This window comes from Glacieibacterium sp. (genome assembly GCF_965200405.1).
Classification (GTDB): Bacteria; Pseudomonadota; Alphaproteobacteria; order Sphingomonadales; family Sphingomonadaceae; genus Glacieibacterium.
Genome location: NZ_OZ241356.1, coordinates 3,501,087 through 3,520,122, shown reverse-complemented (window position 1 = coordinate 3,520,122; position 19,036 = coordinate 3,501,087). Strand labels below are relative to the sequence as shown.

General features: G+C 68.0%; 23 protein-coding genes. 11 read left to right on the top strand and 12 right to left on the bottom strand.

The window, feature by feature from the left end; translation table 11 throughout:
- Positions 1-40: 40 nt before the first annotated feature.
- Positions 41-2,176: an NAD-dependent DNA ligase LigA gene (gene ligA, locus ACOFKW_RS16610; protein ID WP_419815235.1), complete on the top strand. Its 2,136-nt coding sequence runs from the start codon at positions 41-43 to the stop codon at positions 2,174-2,176.
- 302 nt (positions 2,177-2,478) lie between these two features.
- Here the strand turns inward: ligA and ACOFKW_RS16605 are convergent, their stop codons facing one another.
- The 5 genes from ACOFKW_RS16605 to pnuC all read right to left on the bottom strand — a co-directional run bounded on the left by ACOFKW_RS16605 (position 2,479) and on the right by pnuC (position 6,063).
- Positions 2,479-3,393 (bottom strand): 50S ribosomal protein L11 methyltransferase, encoded by a 915-nt coding sequence (locus ACOFKW_RS16605; protein WP_419815234.1) that lies wholly within the window; start codon positions 3,391-3,393, stop codon positions 2,479-2,481.
- Positions 3,383-4,087: an SDR family NAD(P)-dependent oxidoreductase gene (locus tag ACOFKW_RS16600; protein ID WP_419815233.1), complete on the bottom strand. Its 705-nt coding sequence runs from the start codon at positions 4,085-4,087 to the stop codon at positions 3,383-3,385. Before ACOFKW_RS16600 ends, ACOFKW_RS16605 begins: the two co-directional genes overlap by 11 nt.
- A 232-nt stretch (positions 4,088-4,319) precedes the next feature.
- Positions 4,320-5,000 carry a hypothetical protein gene (locus ACOFKW_RS16595; protein ID WP_419815232.1) on the bottom strand — a complete coding sequence of 227 codons (681 nt, stop codon included), beginning with the start codon at positions 4,998-5,000 and terminating at the stop codon, positions 4,320-4,322.
- Positions 5,000-5,512, bottom strand: coding sequence for an AAA family ATPase (locus tag ACOFKW_RS16590; protein ID WP_419815231.1), 513 nt, complete (start codon positions 5,510-5,512; stop codon positions 5,000-5,002). The genes ACOFKW_RS16595 and ACOFKW_RS16590 overlap by 1 nt, the downstream gene beginning before the upstream one ends.
- The gene (gene pnuC, locus ACOFKW_RS16585; RefSeq protein WP_419815230.1) at positions 5,509-6,063 is read right to left on the bottom strand and encodes a nicotinamide riboside transporter PnuC; all 555 of its coding nucleotides are present in this window, start codon (positions 6,061-6,063) and stop codon (positions 5,509-5,511) included. The genes ACOFKW_RS16590 and pnuC overlap by 4 nt, the downstream gene beginning before the upstream one ends.
- Positions 6,064-6,212: 149 nt before the next feature.
- On the opposite strand from pnuC, the gene ACOFKW_RS16580 reads away from it, so the two are divergent.
- Positions 6,213-6,734: a GNAT family N-acetyltransferase gene (locus ACOFKW_RS16580; RefSeq protein ID WP_419815229.1), complete on the top strand. Its 522-nt coding sequence runs from the start codon at positions 6,213-6,215 to the stop codon at positions 6,732-6,734.
- Here ACOFKW_RS16580 and ACOFKW_RS16575 read toward each other — a convergent pair.
- The 3 genes from ACOFKW_RS16575 to argC are packed head-to-tail and all read right to left on the bottom strand — an operon-like array spanning position 6,731 to position 8,855.
- Positions 6,731-7,261: a GNAT family N-acetyltransferase gene (locus tag ACOFKW_RS16575; RefSeq protein WP_419815228.1), complete on the bottom strand. Its 531-nt coding sequence runs from the start codon at positions 7,259-7,261 to the stop codon at positions 6,731-6,733. The genes ACOFKW_RS16580 and ACOFKW_RS16575 overlap by 4 nt on opposite strands.
- Positions 7,261-7,815, bottom strand: a complete 555-nt coding sequence (locus ACOFKW_RS16570) for a GNAT family N-acetyltransferase (RefSeq protein WP_419815227.1) — start codon at positions 7,813-7,815, stop codon at positions 7,261-7,263. Before ACOFKW_RS16570 ends, ACOFKW_RS16575 begins: the two co-directional genes overlap by 1 nt.
- Complete coding sequence (argC, locus tag ACOFKW_RS16565) at positions 7,812-8,855, bottom strand: N-acetyl-gamma-glutamyl-phosphate reductase (RefSeq protein ID WP_419815226.1); 1,044 nt, start codon at positions 8,853-8,855, stop codon at positions 7,812-7,814. The genes ACOFKW_RS16570 and argC overlap by 4 nt, the downstream gene beginning before the upstream one ends.
- 115 nt (positions 8,856-8,970) lie before the next feature.
- On the opposite strand from argC, the gene ACOFKW_RS16560 reads away from it, so the two are divergent.
- Positions 8,971-9,381, top strand: coding sequence for a hypothetical protein (locus tag ACOFKW_RS16560; protein ID WP_419815225.1), 411 nt, complete (start codon positions 8,971-8,973; stop codon positions 9,379-9,381).
- Between the two features lie 15 nt (positions 9,382-9,396).
- Here the strand turns inward: ACOFKW_RS16560 and hemB are convergent, their stop codons facing one another.
- Positions 9,397-10,389 carry a porphobilinogen synthase gene (gene hemB, locus ACOFKW_RS16555; protein WP_419815224.1) on the bottom strand — a complete coding sequence of 331 codons (993 nt, stop codon included), beginning with the start codon at positions 10,387-10,389 and terminating at the stop codon, positions 9,397-9,399.
- A 100-nt stretch (positions 10,390-10,489) separates the two neighbouring features.
- Between hemB and greA the strand changes: the two genes are divergently transcribed.
- Entirely contained in the window at positions 10,490-10,987 is a 498-nt protein-coding gene (gene greA / locus ACOFKW_RS16550; protein WP_419815223.1) for a transcription elongation factor GreA, read from the top strand.
- Here the strand turns inward: greA and ACOFKW_RS16545 are convergent.
- The 3 genes from ACOFKW_RS16545 to ACOFKW_RS16535 all read right to left on the bottom strand — a co-directional run bounded on the left by ACOFKW_RS16545 (position 10,981) and on the right by ACOFKW_RS16535 (position 13,478).
- Positions 10,981-11,184: a hypothetical protein gene (locus tag ACOFKW_RS16545; protein ID WP_419815222.1), complete on the bottom strand. Its 204-nt coding sequence runs from the start codon at positions 11,182-11,184 to the stop codon at positions 10,981-10,983. The genes greA and ACOFKW_RS16545 overlap by 7 nt on opposite strands.
- 95 nt (positions 11,185-11,279) lie before the next feature.
- Positions 11,280-12,329, bottom strand: a complete 1,050-nt coding sequence (locus tag ACOFKW_RS16540) for a M48 family metallopeptidase (protein WP_419815221.1) — start codon at positions 12,327-12,329, stop codon at positions 11,280-11,282.
- Positions 12,330-12,335: 6 nt separating this feature from the next.
- Positions 12,336-13,478, bottom strand: a complete 1,143-nt coding sequence (locus tag ACOFKW_RS16535) for a YjgN family protein (protein WP_419815220.1) — start codon at positions 13,476-13,478, stop codon at positions 12,336-12,338.
- Positions 13,479-13,547: 69 nt separating this feature from the next.
- Between ACOFKW_RS16535 and murI the strand changes: the two genes are divergently transcribed.
- The 7 genes from murI (at position 13,548) to ACOFKW_RS16500 (ending at position 19,023) form a co-directional block, all read left to right on the top strand.
- The gene (gene murI / locus ACOFKW_RS16530; protein ID WP_419815219.1) at positions 13,548-14,339 is read left to right on the top strand and encodes a glutamate racemase; all 792 of its coding nucleotides are present in this window, start codon (positions 13,548-13,550) and stop codon (positions 14,337-14,339) included.
- Between the two features lie 21 nt (positions 14,340-14,360).
- Positions 14,361-14,813 (top strand): PaaI family thioesterase, encoded by a 453-nt coding sequence (locus ACOFKW_RS16525; RefSeq protein ID WP_419815218.1) that lies wholly within the window; start codon positions 14,361-14,363, stop codon positions 14,811-14,813.
- Positions 14,810-15,859: an enoyl-CoA hydratase/isomerase family protein gene (locus ACOFKW_RS16520; protein WP_419815217.1), complete on the top strand. Its 1,050-nt coding sequence runs from the start codon at positions 14,810-14,812 to the stop codon at positions 15,857-15,859. Before ACOFKW_RS16525 ends, ACOFKW_RS16520 begins: the two co-directional genes overlap by 4 nt.
- A 196-nt stretch (positions 15,860-16,055) precedes the next feature.
- Positions 16,056-16,517: a ribose 5-phosphate isomerase B gene (rpiB, locus tag ACOFKW_RS16515; RefSeq protein WP_419815216.1), complete on the top strand. Its 462-nt coding sequence runs from the start codon at positions 16,056-16,058 to the stop codon at positions 16,515-16,517.
- A complete protein-coding gene (gene glyA, locus ACOFKW_RS16510) occupies positions 16,514-17,818 on the top strand; it encodes a serine hydroxymethyltransferase (RefSeq protein WP_419815215.1) in 1,305 nt (434 codons plus the stop codon). Before rpiB ends, glyA begins: the two co-directional genes overlap by 4 nt.
- Positions 17,819-18,295 carry a transcriptional regulator NrdR gene (gene nrdR / locus ACOFKW_RS16505; protein WP_419815214.1) on the top strand — a complete coding sequence of 159 codons (477 nt, stop codon included), beginning with the start codon at positions 17,819-17,821 and terminating at the stop codon, positions 18,293-18,295.
- Positions 18,292-19,023, top strand: coding sequence for an RNA methyltransferase (locus ACOFKW_RS16500; RefSeq protein ID WP_419815213.1), 732 nt, complete (start codon positions 18,292-18,294; stop codon positions 19,021-19,023). Before nrdR ends, ACOFKW_RS16500 begins: the two co-directional genes overlap by 4 nt.
- Positions 19,024-19,036 lie beyond the last annotated feature (13 nt).

Sequence of the window (19,036 nt, the reverse complement as noted above, 5' to 3'; positions counted from 1 at the left end):
GACGGTCGAAACTCTCGATCAGGGATGCTAGATCGAGGCCATGGAATCGATGGCAGACCTGACCGAGGCGCAAGCCGCCGCTGAACTGGCGAAACTGGCAGCGGAGATTGCCGAGCATCGCCGGCGCTACGACGTCGAGGATGCGCCGACGATCAGCGATGCCGAGTTCGACGCGTTGTTCGCCCGGAATGCAGCGATCGAAGCCGCATTCCCCAGCCTCAAGCGCGCGGATTCGCCCTCGGAGCGGGTCGGCAGCACGCCGGCATCGCAATTCGGCAAGGTCCGCCACGCTCGGCCGATGCTCAGCCTCGACAATGCTTTCAGTGACGCTGAGGTCAACGAGTTCATCGCGCGGGTCCGGCGTTTCCTGCGGCTCGCCGAGGACGTGCCGGTGGCGCTGACGGCGGAGGCCAAGATCGACGGCCTGTCGGCGAGCCTGCGCTACGAGCATGGCCGGCTGTTTAGCGGCGCGACCCGCGGCGACGGCACCACCGGCGAGGACGTCAAGGCCAACCTCCTGACGTTGGGCGATATTCCGACGACGCTGCCCGACGATGCGCCAGCGGTCTTCGAGGTGCGCGGCGAAGTCTATATGGCCAAGGCCGACTTCCTCAGTCTCAACGCCCGCCAGGCGGAGGCGGGTGACCGGCTGTTCGCCAACCCGCGCAATGCCGCCGCAGGATCGCTGCGGCAGCTCGACGTGGAGGTCACCAAGGCGCGGCCGCTGCGCTTCCTGGCGCATGGCTGGGGGGAGGCGAGCGCGCTGCCCGGCGAGACGCAGTTCGCGGTCATGGCGGCGATCCGTGGCTGGGGCTTTCCGGTCGATGAACGACTGGCGCTGGTCGAGACGGCGGACGCGGCGCTGGCGGTATACCGGGCGATCGAGGCGGAGCGATCGGCGCTGCCCTTCGATATCGACGGGGTGGTCTACAAGGTCGACCGGCTGGATTGGCAGGAGCGGCTGGGGCAGGTGGCGCGCAGCCCACGCTGGGCGCTGGCGCACAAGTTTCCGGCCGAGCGCGCGACGACGCGGCTGGTGGCGATCGACATCCAGGTCGGCCGGACCGGCGCGCTGACGCCGGTGGCGCGGCTGGAGCCGGTCGGTGTCGGCGGAGTCATCGTCACCAACGCGACGCTGCACAACGAGGACGAGATCGCGCGCAAGGACGTGCGGGTCGGTGACCTGGTCGAGCTGCAGCGTGCCGGAGACGTGATCCCGCAGATCCTCGGCTGGGCGACACCGGTAGCGGAGCATGACGCGCTCGAGCCATATCGGTTGCCGACGGTCTGCCCGGAGTGCGGCAGCGCGGCAGAGCGCGAAGCTGGGGAAGTCGTGCGGCGGTGTACCGGGGGGCTGATCTGCCCGGCACAGCGGGTCGAGCGGTTACGGCACTTCGTATCGCGGCGGGCGCTGGATATCGAAGGACTTGGCGAGGAGCGCGTGGCGCTGTTCTTTGCCGAGGGGATGATCGCGACGCCGGGCGATATCTTCCGGCTTCACCAGCACCGGACGACCTTGCTCGAGCGCAAGGGGTTCAAGGACACCTCGGTCGACAAGCTGCTCGCGTCGATCGAGACGAAGCGCAACGTCGAGTTCGACCGCTTCCTGTTTGGGCTGGGGATCCGCCATGTCGGTGAGATCACGGCGCGTGATATCGCAAGGGCCTATCGAGAGTGGCCGGCTTTCGTCGAGCGCATCGACGCGGCGGTCGCGCTGCTGGCCGAGCGACGCGCGGCCGGGCCGCAAGTCGGGGAGACTGCCGAGAAGCATAGGTTCAGGCTGGCGCTGGAACTTGCGGCGCACCTCGGTGTCAGCGGGATCGGGCCGGAAGTCGCCGAGGCGCTGACCGAATTTTTCGCAGAGGCGCACAATGCCGAGGTCGTCGCCGACCTGTTGCGCGAGATCACGGTGCGGCCCGTCGAGCATACGACGCGCGCTTCGGAAGTGTCGGGAAAGACGGTGGTCTTTACCGGCTCGTTGACGACATTGAGCCGTGAAGAGGCGCGGGCGCAGGCGGAAGCGCTTGGCGCGCGGGTGGCAGGATCGGTTTCGGCGAAGACCGACCTGGTCGTTGCGGGGGCCGACGCGGGTTCGAAACTGGCCAAGGCGCAGGCGCTGGGCATCGCGACGATGGACGAGGCAGGCTGGGCCGCGCTGGTCGCAGCGGCACGCTAAGACGTAATTACGCGCCGCGGGCAGCCTGACCCGAGCGCTATGTCGCTACAGCATAGCTGCCGCCTGCGCTGCTGCACTGCAACATTATCGGAACGCGGTTATATCGCTTGTACCGGCTTGGCTTATTTAAGCCGGATAACAGGAGAACCGCCGTGAAGGCAGTCATCGAGAACTACGAGCCGGCAATCCGTCCGGTCGCTGGGGCGCGGAACACCGATGTGGTTGCAGCACCTGCACCGCGTCGCATGCCGACGTTCGTACCAGCGTTTGCGCCAGTGCTATTTCACGCCTGGCGTCCGTAACTACCAGCTGCGGCGCAGCACCAGCGTTGGCCATTCGCCACCGCTGGTGCTCATGCGCCGCAAGCCGCGCGCCTGATAGGCCGCGGACACTTTCACAGCCTGCGTGTCGAGCAGCCCGGCGAGGATGAGTATCCCGCCCGGCGCCAGCGCAGCCGCCACCGGCCCCGCAAGATCGACCAGCGGCGCGGCCAGGATATTGGCGACGATCAGGTCGTAAGGCCCGCGCGAAACCAGCCGCGCGTCGCGCATCCCGATCGCCGCAAAAACGTCGATCCGTCCGCGTCCCACTCCGGAAATTAAACCGTTGGCGCGGATATTTGCGCGTGCGACACGCACCGAGATCGGGTCGATGTCGCTCGCTGTCACCACCGCGCCGCGCCAGCGCTTGGCCGCCGCCATTGCCAGCACGCCGGTGCCGGTGCCGAGGTCGAGCACGTTCTCGAAACGCCGCGTCCGGGCCAGCCGGTCGATGGCGGCGAGGCAGCCATGGGTCGTCGCATGCTGTCCGGTGCCGAACGCCAGCCCCGCCTCGACGATCAGGCCGATCTGCCCGACCCGCCGCTCGTGAGCGTGCGCCGCGGTGGCAACATGGAAGCGCCCGGCACTGACCGGGGTCAGTCCAGCCTGGCTCAGCGTAGCCCAGTCGGTTGCCGGCAAATGCTCGACGAGTGGCTCTGACCTTGCCGACGGCGCCAGGTCGCGTAGCCGGAGCAGCCATTCTGGTTCAGGCTCGGTGCTGAAATAAGCCTGGAGCAGCCAGTCGTCCGGCTTGGCCGGGTCGGGCTCGTCGGTGAGCAACGACGGCGGCGTGTCGAGATCGGCGAACACATCGTCGGCGAAAGGGATCGCCTCGGCCTCGGCGCGGCTGCATGCCAGCGTCACCCGCCAAGCGTCGTAGCCGGCCTCATCGGACATAGGATGCACCGTTGACGTCGAGGGTTGCGCCGGTCAGCGACGGCGGCGCGTCGAGTGCCAGCCAGCGGATCGTCTCGGCGACCTCATCCGGGGTGGCAACGCGACCCAGCGGGATGTCGGCGAGTAGTTTGTCGCCACCTCGCGAGCTGAGATAATCCTCGGCCATGCCGGTCATGACGAAGCCCGGCGCAACGGCGAAGGCGAGGATGTTCTCGTGCGAATAGGCGCGGGCGATGGTCTTGGTCAGCGCGATCAGCCCGGCCTTGGCGGCGGCGTAATGCCAGTGGGCCGGGGAGTCGCCGCGGTGGCCGGCGCGCGAGGCGATATTGACGATCCGACCGCCGCCCTGTCCCTGGAAGTGCTGCACGGCGCGGCGGCACAGGTCGGCAGGTGCCTGCAGGTTGATCGCGTGACTGCGCGCCCAGACCTCCCGCCACTCGGCATCGCTGTCGTCGACCGCGACGGGCTCGAACACGCCGGCGTTGTTGACCAGCACGTCGATGCGACCGCCGAGCTGCTCGAGGGCGGCTTCCCAAAGCTGGTCGCCAGCGCCGGGCTGCGACAGGTCGACGCCGACGACATCGCCGCGGGGCTGGGTGCCATGGCCGACGACCGTGGCACCGGCGGCGATCAGGGTCTCGAACGCAGCCGCGCCGATGCCCCGCGTACTGCCGGTCAGGAGGATATTGGTCATGCCCGCTGCTAACCCATCGCACCCGCGACGTGAAGTCGTGGGAGCGCGCACTGGTCGCACGCGTTGCGCGGTGCGAAGGAGTCGATGATGGCGGCGAATCTGACCGGGCGCGTTGCGGAGATGGCGGCGGTGTTCATGATCGGCGACGGACTGCTGGGGCTGGTGCAGCCGGAGCGGCACGTCGCACTGTGGGACCATGAGGCGATGGGTGCGGAGGCGGTGGTACGGCCGTTCAGTGGGCGGCCGGGCATGCGACGGGCTTATGGCGCGGTACAGTTGGCGGCGGGGCTGTGGCTGGCGAGCCGGCAGCGGGACCGGCGTAGGTAGGCTCAGCGGTAACCGGGCTGCCGGCCAGTGCGGCGACGGGGCGACGGCCCTTGCCCCGGCCATAGGTCGTGGCGCCGATCGCGACGACGCAGATGCCCGCTACCTCCAGCCAGACGTATAGCCGCAGGCCGAGCAGCTCGCCGCGCAGCAGAGCATCGACGTGGTGGAAAGACGTCGCACGGACGAGGACGAAGGCGCCGAGCAGGACCAGGCCCAGCGTCGACAGCATGACGCTGCCGCTCGCCCGGGCCCGCGCCAGCCACGCGAACATCACGGCGCCGGCAACGGCGGATGCGGCGACCAGTCCGACGATGAACAGCATCTGGGCCTCGCGGCGATTGCGGTACCAGCCCTCCTGACGCGACAGGCGGCGCAGCGTGTCGGTCAGCAGCGTCTGGAGGTCGAGCTGCTTGTTCACGCCGAGCAGCAGCAGCACGATCGTCGCCAGCCACCAGAAGCGCCGCTCCGGCCCGGCCGGGGCTCGCCGTGCCGCCATCACCGTCAGGGTGAACGCGCCGATGTAGCCGAAGACGACGATCCAGGCGGTGCGCGTCGGATCGCCACCATGCGCATACCACGTCGACATCAGGCGTGCTTGAGGACCGCCGCGGCGGCGAGGTGGCGCTGCTGCCAATTGCCGGAGATCTCTACCGGCACGATGCCGCGGCGCGTGAACTCGGCGCGGATCAGGCTGTCGAAGCGGGCGCGCTGCGTGGTCGACCCGAACAGCCGGGTGCCGTCGGCGATCCACGGCGTGCCGGGATCGAACATCAGATACTGCGCCGCGTCGGCCGGCAGGTCGCGCAGGGTCTTGTCGGGCGCGCCGAACAGCATCGCGGCCCAGGCGCAGGTCATGACGATGTCGGTGTCCTCGATCAGCACCTTTGGGGCCTTGGCGAGCAGCCGGGCACGCTCGACCGCATGGCCGGCGGCGATGATGTGGAGATCCTCCATGGTCAAGCCGTCGACGCCGCGTGCCTCGCAATAGGCGCGGCCGTATTCGGGCATGAAGACGCCGCCGAACTCGGTCGCCAGTCGCTGGCCAAGGACGGTCTTGCCGGTACTCTCGACCCCGGCAAGGCAAATCCGCAAGGTCATGTCGCCGCCCGCCGCCAGTTGCTCCAGCCCCATGCGGCAAGGCACAGGAAGACCGCGTAAAGCGCTGCGGTCGCGAGCAGTGCCTGGCTGGCGTAGAGCCACACCGACAGCAGGTCGATGGCGATCCACAGCGGCCAGCTCTCGACGAAGCGGCGGTCGGTCAGCAATTGCGCGACGATGCTCCAGCCGGCGTTAAGCCCGTCCCGCCACGGGGCCACGGCGTCGGTGTAGCTCGACAGGATGACCCCGGCGAGGGCCGAGCCGGCGACCCCCGCCATCAGGGTGATGAGCAGCCCCTCGCGCGTCAGGCGACGCACCGGCACCGGGCCGAGGTCGCTGCGGCTGCGGCGCCAGTACCACCAGCCGTACAGTTGGGCAGCGAGGAAGAAGCCCTGCAATAGGCTGGCCCCGTATAGTCGCGCCCGCCAGAATACGGCGGCGTACAGCACCACCATGGCGATGCCGAACGGATAGTTAAGCGCCGTCCGCCGCGCAATCAGCACGATATTGACGATCCCAAGGGCAGCTGCGAGCAATTCGAGTGGCGACACGCGGCCACTTGCAGGGTCGGGGCATGGCCGGTCAAGTGCTTCCAAAAATCGTTGCGATGGCTAGAATGGGCGAAAGGCCGGGGGAGCCGAGACGATGATCATGCCCCACTGGGCGCAAACGCCCGCGCTGGCGTGGCGGGAGGCGACTCTTGCCTGACTGGAGGTTCGATACCGCACGCCTGCATGTCCGCCCGGTCGAGGCGCAGGATGCCCAGGCGCTGCACTGGATACGCGGGCAGATGCCGTTCGATCCGCTCAGCCGCGACCTGTCCGGGACGCGTGCGATGATCCACGAGATGCTGGGTCGGACCGATATCTCGGCGCCGGGCTGGCAGCAGTTCGTGCTGGTGGTCAAGGACGGCGGCGCGATCGCCGGGGACATCGGCGTACGGTTCGAGAACCCCGGACCGCGCCAGGCCGAGATCGGCTTTGCGCTGCATCCCGACTGGCGCGGCATGGGACTGGCGACCGAAGCGGTCGGCGCGGTGGCGGACCGGCTGTTTGAAGGCGGGCTGCACCGGCTGGAGGCGCTGACCGATGCGCGCAACCTGCCGACGCAGCGGCTTTTGCTCAAGCTGCGCTTTCGGCAGGAGGCGCATTACGTGCAGAGCTGGCCCGAGGGGGACGACTGGCTCGACGAGCTTGGCTATGCGCGGCTGTCGACCGACTAGGGGCGCTTGATGAAATAGGTGACGTGGCGGCGCAGTGGGTGGCCATGGGGAACCGCCGGATGGTCGAAGTCATGCTCGACCGCGCGGGTCATGCCGATGCGTTCCATGACGCTCCATGACGGGCGGTTGCCCGGCACCGTGATCGACGCGATGCGCGGTACGGCCGGGTCCAGAAAGCCGTGGGCGAGCGCGGCGCGGGCGGCCTCGCTGGCATAGCCCTTGCCCCAGAATGCCTTGCCGAAGCGCCAGCCGATCTCGACATCGGCCTCGATCGGCGTGCCGGGGGCGCCGCGCTTCAGGCCGGCGAGGCCCATCAATGCGCCGTCCGCCTTGCGCTCGATCGCCCAGAAGCAGAACCCGTGCTCGGCCTGGCTGAGGATTTGGCGGTCGACTTGCGCGTCGCTTTCGGCTCGCGTCATCGGCGCAACGAAATACTGCATGACCTCGGGATCGGCATTGATCGCGGCGATGGCGGCGCGGTGGTCGTCGCGCCACTCGGCGAGGATGAGGCGGTCGGTCTCGATCATCAGGCGGCGATCTCGTGGACGATGTGCGGGCGCAGCGGATGGCCGTGCGGCAGGCCGGGATGGTCGAAATCGCGCTCCGACCGGCGGGACATGCCGAGCCGCTGCATCACCGCAATCGAGGGGGCGTTAGCAGGCACGGTGATCGCCAGCACGCGGGTGAGGCTCTGCTCGTCGAACGCGACGACCAGCGCCGCGCGCGCGGCCTCGCTGGCATAGCCCTGGCCCCAATAATTGCGCGCCAGTCGCCAGCCGATCTCGACCTCGCCGTCGACGGGCGAGCCGATCGCCACCGGCTGGATGCCGCAGAAGCCGATGAAGGCGCGGTCGGACAGTCGTTCCAGCGCCCACATACCGCTGCCGCTTGCCTCGATGGCGCGGCCGAAGTGGTTGAGCAACTCGCCGCTTTCGGCGTCGAACAGCAGCGACGGGAAGTGCGCCATGACGCGCGGATCGCGACCCATCGCAGCGAACGGCACGCGGTCGGTGTCGAGCCACTGGCGCAGCCGCAACCTGTCGGTGACGATCCGCCCGGCGGAATCGCGCTGGACGGTCATGGGAACAGTGGCGCCTGGCCCAGCCCCGCCGTCTCGGCGAGACCGAACATCAGGTTGAAGTTCTGGATCGCCTGGCCGGAGGAGCCCTTCACCAGATTGTCGATCGCCCCGATGACCAGTGCCCGTCCGGTAATGCGGTCCGGAAAGACATTGACGACCGCGTGGTTCGAGCCGCGCACCATCCGTGTCGACGGCGCAACACCCTTGGGCAGCAGGTGGACGAAGGGCTCGTCGGCATAGCGTAGCTGCAGCGCCGCATGCAGGTCGGCGACGGTCGCGCCGCCGCTCATTTCGACTGCGCAGGTAACGAGCTCGCCGCGGTTGATCGGCACGAGGTGCGGCGTGAAGCTGATCCGCAAATCGTGGCCGGCCCGCGCGCCGAGTTCCTGCTCGATCTCTGGCATATGGCGGTGCGCACCGAGCGCATAAGGGTGGACCGCCTCGGCGACCTCGGCGAACAGATTGGCCTCCTTCAAGCCGCGGCCCGATCCGGAGACGCCCGACAGCGCATTGACCGAGACCCGGCCCGCGTCGATCAGGCCGGCCTCGACCAGCGGCAGCAGCGCCAGCAGCACCGCGGTCGGGTAGCAACCCGGACACGCCACCAGCCGCGCTTCCGGCAGTCGCCCGCGCGCGAATTCGCTCAGCCCGTACACCGCCTCGCCCAGCAGCGCCGGGGCAGGGTGCTCGCCGCCGTACCATTCCGCATAGGTGCCGGCGTCGCGCAGACGGAAGTCCGCCGACAGGTCGATGATGCGCGGCCCGTCGAGCGTCGACAGCAGCGCCGCCGACGCCGCATGTGGCAGGCAGCCGAACACCGCGTCGATGCCGCTCCAGTCGATGTCCTCGGCCCGCACCAGCCGCGGCAGCTGCGGATACATCGCCATGTGCGGCCAGACCTCGGCCATCGTCTGCCCCGCCTTGGCATTGGCCGACAGGGCGACGATCTCGATGCCGGGGTGGCCCAGCGCCAGGCGGACCAGATCTGCTCCGGTGTAGCCCGAGGCGCCGAGCACGGCGATGCGAATTGGTGCGGTCATCCGCCACGGTTAGGCGAACGACGGGGCCGGTTCAACTGCCGCAACCATGCCGGACATTTCAGGTTAACGCGGCTGAGCGCCTAATGCCGGCACAAGAACAAGCAGGAGTACAGCCATGCGTCCGTCTCCCATCCTGATCGCCGCCGCCATGCTGTTCGGCACCGTCGCCGTGCAGGCCGGGGCGCGCGACAATCCGGAGCAGGAAATCGCCAAGGCGATCGCCGGCCGGGTCGAGGGCAAACCGGTCGACTGCATCTATCAGCACGACATTCGTTCGAGCCGCATCGTCGACCGCACCGCGATCATCTACGAGATGAGTAACGGCACGATCTATATCAACCGTCCTGAATCGGGTGCCAGTTTCATGCACTGGGACGATGTGCTGGTGACCGACACGCACGGTCCGCAACTGTGCCGCGTCGACATCATCCGCCTGTACAACACGTCGTCGCGGATCCAGACCGGATCGGTCGGCCCGGGCATGTTCGTGCCTTATTCGCGTCGGGACCGGGCCAAGCGTCTCTGACCCAGCGGGCGCCGCCTAGCCAAGCAGGCGGGCAACGTGGCGGGCGTGGTAAGTCAGCACGCCCGAGCAGCCGGCGCGCTTGAAGGCGGTCAGAGTCTCGACGACGCCCTTGTCGCGGTCGAGCACACCGGCGGCGACGGCAGCCTCGATCATCGCGTACTCACCCGACACCTGATAGGCGAAGACCGGCACTTCGAAGCGCTCCTTCACCCGGCGGACGATGTCGAGGTACGGCAGGCCGGGCTTGACCATCACGGAGTCGGCCCCCTCCGCCAGGTCGAGCGCGACTTCGCGCAGCGCCTCGTCGGAATTGGCATAGTCCATCTGGTAGGTCTTCTTGTCGCCCTTGAGATAGCCGCTGGAGCCGACCGCGTCGCGGAACGGGCCATAGAAGGCCGAGGCGTATTTGGCGGCATAGGCCATGATCTGGACGTCGTGGAAGCCTTCGCTCTCCAGCGCGGCGCGGATGATGCCGACGCGGCCGTCCATCATGTCGCTGGGCGCGATGATGTCGGCCCCGGCGCGGGCCTGGTTGAGCGACTGGGCGACCAGCGCCGCGACACTGGAGTCGTTGAGGATGCGCCCGTCCTCGGACAGCAGCCCGTCATGGCCGTGGCTGGTGTAGGGATCGAGCGCGACGTCGGTCAGCACGCCGATGTCGGCGCCCGAGTCCTTGATGGCGCGGATGGCGTTGCACATGAGGTTGTCGGGGTTGGCGGCCTCCGCACCGTCCTCGCTGCGCGCGCTGGCCGGTGTGTTGGGGAATAGCGCGAGGCATGGGATGCCCAGCGACGCCGCTTCCTTTGCCGCCGCGCCAAGCAGGTCGACCGACAGGCGCTCGACGCCCGGCATGGTGGCAATGCTCTCGCGATTGTTGCTGCCGCCGGTGACGAACAGCGGCCAGATCAGGTCGGCCGGGCTGAGGACGGTTTCGGCGACCATGGCGCGCGACCAAGGTGCGACGCGCGAGCGGCGGAGGCGCAGGGCGGGGTAGGGGGCATGGCTCATGGCGCTGGATTAGCGCAGAGCGGCAGCGCGGGAAAGCGCCCGGCTTGACGCTGCCGTCCGCCCGGCTCAAGCGTTACAACCTGATGACCAGGACAAAGCCATGAGCGTCGCCTTCACCAAGGAAGGGGACAGCGAAGCTGCTGCGGCAGACTTGCCCGACCGGCCGGTGTCGCAGCACACGAACTATGTCACTGTCGCCGGATTAGCCCAGATCGATGCGGCGCTGGCCCTGGCGCGGGCGGACTATTCGGCGGCGCAGGCCGCGGGCGGCATCGGCAGCGACCGCACCGCGATGGCACGAGCTTCACGCGACCTGCGCTACTGGACGGCGCGACGGGCGACGGCGCAGCTGGTCGAGAGCGGGCCGAGCGACACCGTTCGTTTCGGCAGCCGGGTCATGTTCGAACGCGACGATGGTCGCCGTACCAGCTACGCGATCGTCGGCGAAGACGAGGCCGATCCAGCCAACGGCAGCGTCAGCCATGTCTCGCCCGTGGCGCGGGCGCTGATCGGCAAAACGCTCGGTGACGTGGCGATGCTGGCGGGTAGCGAGATCGAGATCGTCGGGATCACCCAGGCCGCGCCGGCGCCTCAATAAGCCGAGCTGCCGACACGTACCGGCAGGCGTGGCGGGACGCGGGCAATGCGCACGCCTTTGTTGGTGACCTCGACGAGATGATTGTGATCGAGGTCGCGCGCCGCTGCCTTCGCAGCTTCGTCATCGGCGAAGCTGCCGACGCTGACGCGGTCGACCATGCCGGCCGCGTTGAAGATCACCAAATGATACGAGCCCATCGACGTTCCAGACCGTTGCATTTCTTAAAAGAAGGTAAACGTTTCGGCAATGCAACGCAACTGACGAACCGCGCCGAAGTTCCAAATTTGCAGTTTCAGGAACAGATGCGGCGCAGGGCCTCCCAGTCGGCCGGGCTCATCGCCGGCGCAACGTCAGCTTGGTCCGAAACGGCGGCTTTCGACAGGGCGATCCGTTCATCCGCGCCCGGGTGGGTGGCGGCGAAGTCACGGAACCGATCGACGGTCCGCGTCGTGAAATTCTTGGTGGCAGCGCGGTCGGCGTCGCGCATCCGGACGAACAACGTCGCCAGCCCGCCCGGCGAGATGCGGACGCGGTGCAGCGTGGCGATCGCGCCAAGGTCTGCGGCATGCTCCGCCCCGCGCGACTGGTCGAGAAGCACCGCGGTGTCGGCCAGCCCGCCGATATCGCCACCGACCGAGCGGACGATCACCGAGACGCCCATCTGGCGCAGCAATGCCTTGGCCGGATGGCGCAGCGCGACATGGCTGAGTTCGTGCGCCAGGACGCCAGCGACCTCGTCCGGCCCCTGCGCCTTGTCGACCAGGCCGCGGAAGATGACGACGCGCCCACCCGGTGCGGCCAGTGCATTGACGGCGGGCGTGTCGAGGACGCTGACCGTTACCGGCTCGACGAAGCCCGCGGCGGGCCGCAGCCGCGTCACCAGCCGGTCGAGTGCCGATTGCCCGGCCACGCCCTTGCACATGGAACCGCCAAGCTGGGCAACGAGTGCCTCGCCCATCGGCACGGAGACCCGTCGCGGCACCAGCGGCGCGGCGGCATCGAGCAGGCGGTCGCCGAAAACCGTCAGCCCGATGATCGTCGCCACCGTTACGGCGGCGACGCCCAGATAGATCGACCGCGCTCGCTTCGAGAACTGCCCGATGTGCGGCAGCGCCTTTAGCCAGCCCGGAGGTAGCGGCTCGCCGGGCACCAGCCGCCAGTCGGGCTGGTCGGTGCGGTGAACGACGTCGATGCCGGCGCCGCGGTCACCACGGCGCAGCAGGTCCAGCGTCACCCGCTCGACGATCCCGTCGGCTCGGGTCACCACCAGCCCGTCGCCGTCGACAGCGATCTCGACCGGATGCGCGCGGGCGCTCAGCCCGTCATGGACGACGCCGCGCATGGCGGCTCAGAATGCCGCGGCGTCGAATGCGTCTGCCAGCCCGTCACCCTGCACCGGTGCGGCGAGGCTGGTCTGGAGCAGGGTGTCGGTGTCGAGGCTGCCGACCGTCGACAGATGCCTGACGTAGAAGGTCCACACCCGGAACGGCATCAAGATCGTGCCGAGCCCGAAGGTGAAGATGACGATGGCGAAATTGGCCAGCGCGAACTTGAGCAGGTCACCTGCCGTCGCATCGAAGCGAAAGCCCAGCGTGTCGAGGCTGGTCTGGCCGAACAGCTCGCGCAGCAGAGCCGCCTGGTAGCGCAGCAGCAGCAGCCCAATGGCGATGCTCGCCAGGATCATCACACCGTACAGCTTGAGGATTGCCCCGAACATCGCATCGGCATGCTCGGGCGGCGGCGCGCCCGGCTTGAAGGCCGCGAGTTGGGGTCCAAGCGCGGCCATCACCACGGCGATCGCGACGAGATAGATCACCAGCGCGCCGATCCAGGCGAACAGGAACCGCGAATAGACCGCGCGCCAGTTCGCCGTCGCGCCGAGTTGCGCGGAGCCGAACATTGCGTCGTTCATCCGCGCATTCCACAGCCGCGTCGCGACATAGGGCGACGCAAAGCCGAGCGTTACAACCGACAGCAACATCAGTTTCAGGAACAGCAGGCCATAGGTCCAGCCGCCGTTGACCATGCCGCCGCGGATGCCGCGCCACGCCGTCCGACTGAAGATATAGCGCTGCGACCGGTAGATGCCGACGCCGATCAACCAGATCAGCGCGAGATACATGACCACGTACAGGATTACCGCTGCCCATATCGCCTTGCTTGCGATCAGGAACGCCGCGATCATCGACAGGACGATGAGCGGCACGATCAGCACCGCGGCGACGATCAGCGCGCCGATGAGCTTTTCGATGCCGCGGCCGCGATATTCCAGGGGCTCGCCCTGGAACAGCGTGCGCTCCCACAGGTGCCGCCGGACGCGGGTCTTGGCCCAGAAGCGGTAGATGCCTAACGTGATGATGGTCAGCAGCAGATTGCCGAGCGCCAGCCCGACAAAGCCGCTCAACCGGCCGTCGAACCGCACCGGCTCTGCCACAGCCACAGGCGTCATCGCGTCCATCGTTTTCCCCCAGATCGTCCCCGGCAGCGACATTGGCAGGTTCCACCGCCGAAACAAGTCCAGTGAGTTGCAGCATCGAGCTGCTCCCGCTAGGCGCTATGCATGGCCGCACCCATCCTGCTGTTCGACTCCGGCATCGGTGGCCTGTCCGTGCTGGCGCCGGTCGCCGCGCTGCTGCCCGACGCGCCGCTGGTCTATGCCGCCGACAACGCCGGTTTTCCCTATGGCACCCGCACCGAGGCGGAGATCGCATCGCGTGTCCCGGCGCTGCTCGGGCGGCTGGTCGAGCGCTACCGCCCGGCGCTGGTGGTGATCGCCTGCAACACTGCCTCTACCATCGCGCTCGGTCCGGTCCGCGCCGCGCTCAACCTGCCGGTGGTCGGCACCGTTCCTGCGATCAAGCCCGCCGCCGAGACCAGCGTCAGCCGCGTCATCGGCATTCTCGGCACAGCCGCCACCGTGCGGCAGCCCTACGTCGACCGGCTTTCGACCGAGTTCGCCAGCGATTGCCGGGTGTTGCGCCACGGTTCGGGGCGGCTGGTAGAGCTGGCGGAGGCCAAGCTCCGCGGCGAACCGACAGACCCTGCCGATTACGCCCGCGAGCTGGATGGCCTGCTCGACCAGCCCGGCGGCGACGACCTGGACACCATCGTGCTCGCCTGCACGCACTTTCCGCTCGTTGCCGTCGAGCTTGCCGCAGCCAGCCCGCGCCGGTTGAGCTTTGTCGATGGCGGCCCGGGCATCGCGCGCCGCGTTGCCCATCTGCTCCGCGACACCATCTGGGACACGCCGCGACCGGCCGGCATCGCCGTCTTCACGCGCGCCGATGCGCACGTCGACGCGCTGGCACCGGCGCTTCGCAGCTACGGCCTCACCGAAATCCAGACGCTGTGAGCCAGGACCGGTGAGCCCGCCATGCCGATGACCGACGCGCAATTGCTCGAGCGGATGAACCGGCACGTCCCGCCGACGGCGCTGCTCCTGGGCACCCGCATCCTGTCGGTCGACAGCGCGGCCGGGCGGGTGCGGATGAGCTTCCAGCCCAGCGAGCAGATGATCAACCCGATGGGCAACGTCCAGGGGGGCTTCCTGGTCGCGATGCTCGACGATGCGGCGGCGATTGCCGCGATCGTCAAGTCGGGCAAGCGCATCGCCATCCCGACGATCGAGCTCAAGACCAGCTTCTTCGCCCCCGCCAAGGCCGGGATGACGCTTTACGCAGACGCCGTCTGCCTGAAGCTCGGCAAGCGCGTCGCCTTCATGGAGGCGGAGTTGCGCGACGAAGCGGGAACATTGCTCGCCAAGCTTTCGACCAGCGCGGTGCCGATCCCGCTGCCCGACGACGCTATTTTCGTGGAGACCACATGACCGAGACCCTGCCAGGCGCTGCCGTGCTGACCAAGCACGTTGGTCGCGCGATGTTCATCACGCTCAACCGGCCGGAGGCGCTCAATGCGCTCGACCAGCCGATGTGCATCGCCATCCACGCCGCGCTGTACGCGAGTTTGGGCGACGGCGAAGTCGATCGCGTCGTCATCCAGGGCGCCGGCGAGCGTGCCTTTTGCGCCGGCGGCGATGTCGTCGGCCTGTATCACACCGGCCGCTCCGGCTCGCCCGAATGGCCGTCGTTCTTTCATGACGAGTACCGCATGAACCAGGCGATCGCGGTCTATTCCGACGATTATGTCGCGCTGCTCGACGGCGTCACGATGGGCGGCGGCGTCGGGCTTTCAATTCACGGTCGCTACCGCGTCGCTACCGAGCGCACGCTGGTCGCCATGCCCGAGACCGGCATCGGCCTGATCCCCGACGTCGGCGGCACCCATGCGCTGCCTCGCCTGCCCGGCGAGATCGGCACCTGGTTGGGATTGGCAGGCGCGCGGCTGAAGGGCGCCGACTGCCTGTACGCCGGCATCGCGACGCACTTCATCCCGTCGGACCGCCTGCCGCTGCTCCGCGACCTGCTCGCCACCAGCGAGGAGAGCGTCGCCCAGATCCTCGACACCCTGTCAGCCGACCCCGGCCCGTCGCAGCTCGAAGCGCTACGCGATGCGATCGACTTCCACTTCGCGCATGACAGCGTCGAGGCGATCCAGGCCAGCCTGGCCGAGGGCGACGACTGGGCCCGCGCCCAGCATGAAGCCATCGCCCGCATGTCGCCGACCTCGCTCAAGCTGACCCTGCGCGCGCTGCGCATGGGAGAGAGCGCAACGATCGAGGCAGCACTGCGCACCGAATACCGCATCGTCTGCGCCATCCGCGACGGCCGCGATTTTTACGAGGGCGTGCGCGCGTTGTTGATCGACAAGGACCGCAACCCGATGTGGTCGCCGGCGACGCTGGCCGAAGTCGATGAGGATTTGCTCGACAGCTATTTCCGCGAGCCGGCGGGTGGCGACCTGACCTTTGAGTAGGGAGCGGAGATGCGGCCGACGGTGCCGGCTTGACGCGGAAAGCCTTAAGCCAACCGCGCCGCCCCCCTGTTCCGGACAGGAGGTTAACCGCCTTCATACGGAACGCTAAGCCGCATCCAACAGCAATTTCGTTGTCAGGCGGGTCGATCTTACCTAGATGTAGCTGCTCCGAGACAGTGCGAATACGAGTAGTTGAATGCCACGAGAGACGATTGCCATCGGCGCCGATCACGCCGGCTACTCACTGAAGGCGACGCTTGCCGCCGACCTGTTGACGATGGGCTATGAGGTGCTCGATCTCGGCACCAACAGCGAAGTCTCGGTCGACTATCCGGACTATGGCTTCGGCGTTGCCGAGGCAGTCGCATCGGGCAAGGCGCGCTTCGGCATCGCGGTGTGCGGTACCGGCGTCGGCATCGCGATCGCTGCCAACCGGCATCCTGAAATCCGCGCTGCGCTGTGCGCCAGCGGCCTGATGGCGCGCCTGGCGCGCGAGCATAACGACGCCAATGTCATGACGCTCGGCTCGCGCATCATCGGTATCGAGGTGGCGCGCGATTGCGTCCGCCAGTTCCTGAGCAGCAGCTATGCCGCGGGCCGTCACGCCGGTCGTGTCGCCAAGCTCGGTCAATCTCACTTCGAGGATGCAGCAGAATGAGCAGCGCCCCCAGCCAGATGATCCGCTCCGAAGGCTTTTTCGAGGACGGCGTCGCAACCAGCGATCCGGCCATCGCGGCCGGCATCGCGCGCGAGCTCGACCGCCAGCAGAACCAGATCGAGCTGATAGCCAGCGAGAATATCGTCAGCCGTGCCGTGCTCGAGGCGCAGGGTTCGGTGTTCACCAATAAATATGCCGAAGGTTATCCCGGCAAGCGCTACTACCAGGGCTGTGCGCCGTCTGATGCTGTCGAGCAGCTCGCGATCGACCGCGCCAAGCAGCTGTTCAACTGCGCCTATGCCAATGTCCAGCCGCACTCCGGCGCCCAGGCCAATGGCGCTGTCATGCTGGCGATGACCAAGCCCGGCGACACCATTCTCGGCATGAGCCTCGACGCCGGCGGCCACCTGACGCACGGCGCCGCGCCGTCGATGTCGGGCAAGTGGTTCAATGCAGTCCAGTACGGCGTCCGGCCCGACGACCATCTCATCGACTTCGACCAGGTCGAGGCACTGGCGCGCGAGCACAAGCCGGTGTTGATCATTGCCGGCGGCTCGGCCTATCCACGTGTCATCGACTTTGCGCGCTTCCGGGCGATCGCCGACATGGTCGGTGCCAAGTTCATGGTCGACATGGCGCATTTCGCCGGCCTGGTCGCCGCCGGGCTGCATCCCAGCCCTTTGCCCCACGCCGACGTGGTGACGACGACGACCCACAAGACCCTGCGCGGTCCCCGCGGCGGCATGATCCTGTCGAACGACGAGGCGCTGGGCAAGAAGCTCAACTCCGCCGTCTTCCCCGGCCTGCAGGGCGGCCCGCTGATGCATGTGATCGCCGCCAAGGCCGTCGCGTTTGGTGAAGCTTTGCGTCCCGAGTTCCGCAGCTATTCCGCCGCTGTCATCGCCAACGCCAAGGTACTTGCGGCCAAGCTGGTCGAGCGCGGCTGCGATGTCGTCGCGGGCGGCACCGACACCCACCTCGCGTTGATCGACCTGACGCCCAAGCGCATCACCGGCAAGGACGCCGACGAGGCCCTGGAGCGCGCCGGCATCACCTGCAACAAGAACGGCGTGCCGTTCGATCCGCTGCCCCCGACCAAGACCAGTGGCATCCGCGTCGGCTCGCCCGCCGGCACCACCCGTGGCTTCGGCCTGGCTGAATTCGCCGCGATCGGTGACATGATCGCCGACGTCCTCGACGGGTTGGTCGCCAACGGCGCCGAGGGCAGTGCCGCGACCGAGGCCGCCGTCAACGTTCGCGTCCGCGCGCTGTGCGCCCGCTTCCCGATCTATCCGAACTAGGTGCGCTGCCCGTTCTGCCTTCACGACGACAGTGCGGTAAAGGACAGCCGTCCGACCGAGGATGGCGGCGCGATCCGGCGACGTCGGCAGTGCCCTGCGTGCAGCGCGCGCTTCACCACGTTCGAACGGATCCAGCTGCGCGAGCTGGTCGTCGTCAAGAAGTCGGGCAAGCGCGAGGCGTTCGACCGCGACAAGCTGGCCAAGTCGATCATCATCGCCTGTCGCAAGCGCCCGGTCGAGGACGGCCGCATCGACCGGCTGGTCAGCGGCATCGTCCGACAGCTTGAATCCGCCGGCGAAACCGAGGTCGAGGTCGGTACGATCGGTGAGTTGATCATGGAGGGCCTGCAGGCTCTCGACCCTGTCGCCTATATCCGCTTCGCCAGCGTTTACCGCGACTTCCGCGAAGCCAGCGATTTCGAGGATTTTGTCGGCTCGTTGTCGGGCGAGGTCGTTCCGCTGCGGCGGGCGGAGTGAGCGCCGCACCACCGGCGGTCATCCTGGTCCGCCCGCAACTCGGCCAGAACATCGGCTCGTGCGCGCGCGCCATGCTCAACTTCGGGCTGACCGACCTGCGCCTAGTCGCGCCGCGCGACGGCTGGCCCAACGTCGACGCCGGGCCATCGGCCAGCGGTGCCGACAGCGTGCTTGCCGATGCGCGGGTGTTCGACACTCTGCAGGAGGCGGTGGCCGACCTTCACTATATCTATGCGACGACCGTGCGCGGGCGCGAGCTGACGCGTCCGGTGGTGACGCCGCACCGTGCCGCCGCCGAGATGCGCGAGCGCGATGCACCAAGCGGGTTGCTGTTCGGTCCGGAGCGCTCCGGATTGCTGACCACCGACCTGGTCGTCGCCCATGCAATCTTGACCGTGCCGGTTAATCCGGCATTCGGCTCGCTTAACCTGGCACAGGCCGTGCTGCTCGCGGCGTATGAATGGTACCAGGCCGGCGCAACCACCGAGGCCAGCGTGCTCGCCAACTACGACGCCCCTGCGGCTCACGGCGAGTTGGAGGGCCTGATCGAAGCCTTTGATGCCGAACTGACTGCTGCGGGCTATTTCGCGCCACCCGAAACCGTCGCGGCAAAGCGGATGACGCTGCGGAACCTGCTGACCCGTCCAGCCTATTCGGGGAAGGAAGTCCGGACCCTGCGCGGCATGGTCACGGCCTTCACCGGACGACGTCGAAGCCGCCAGACCTAGAACCGGCACTGCG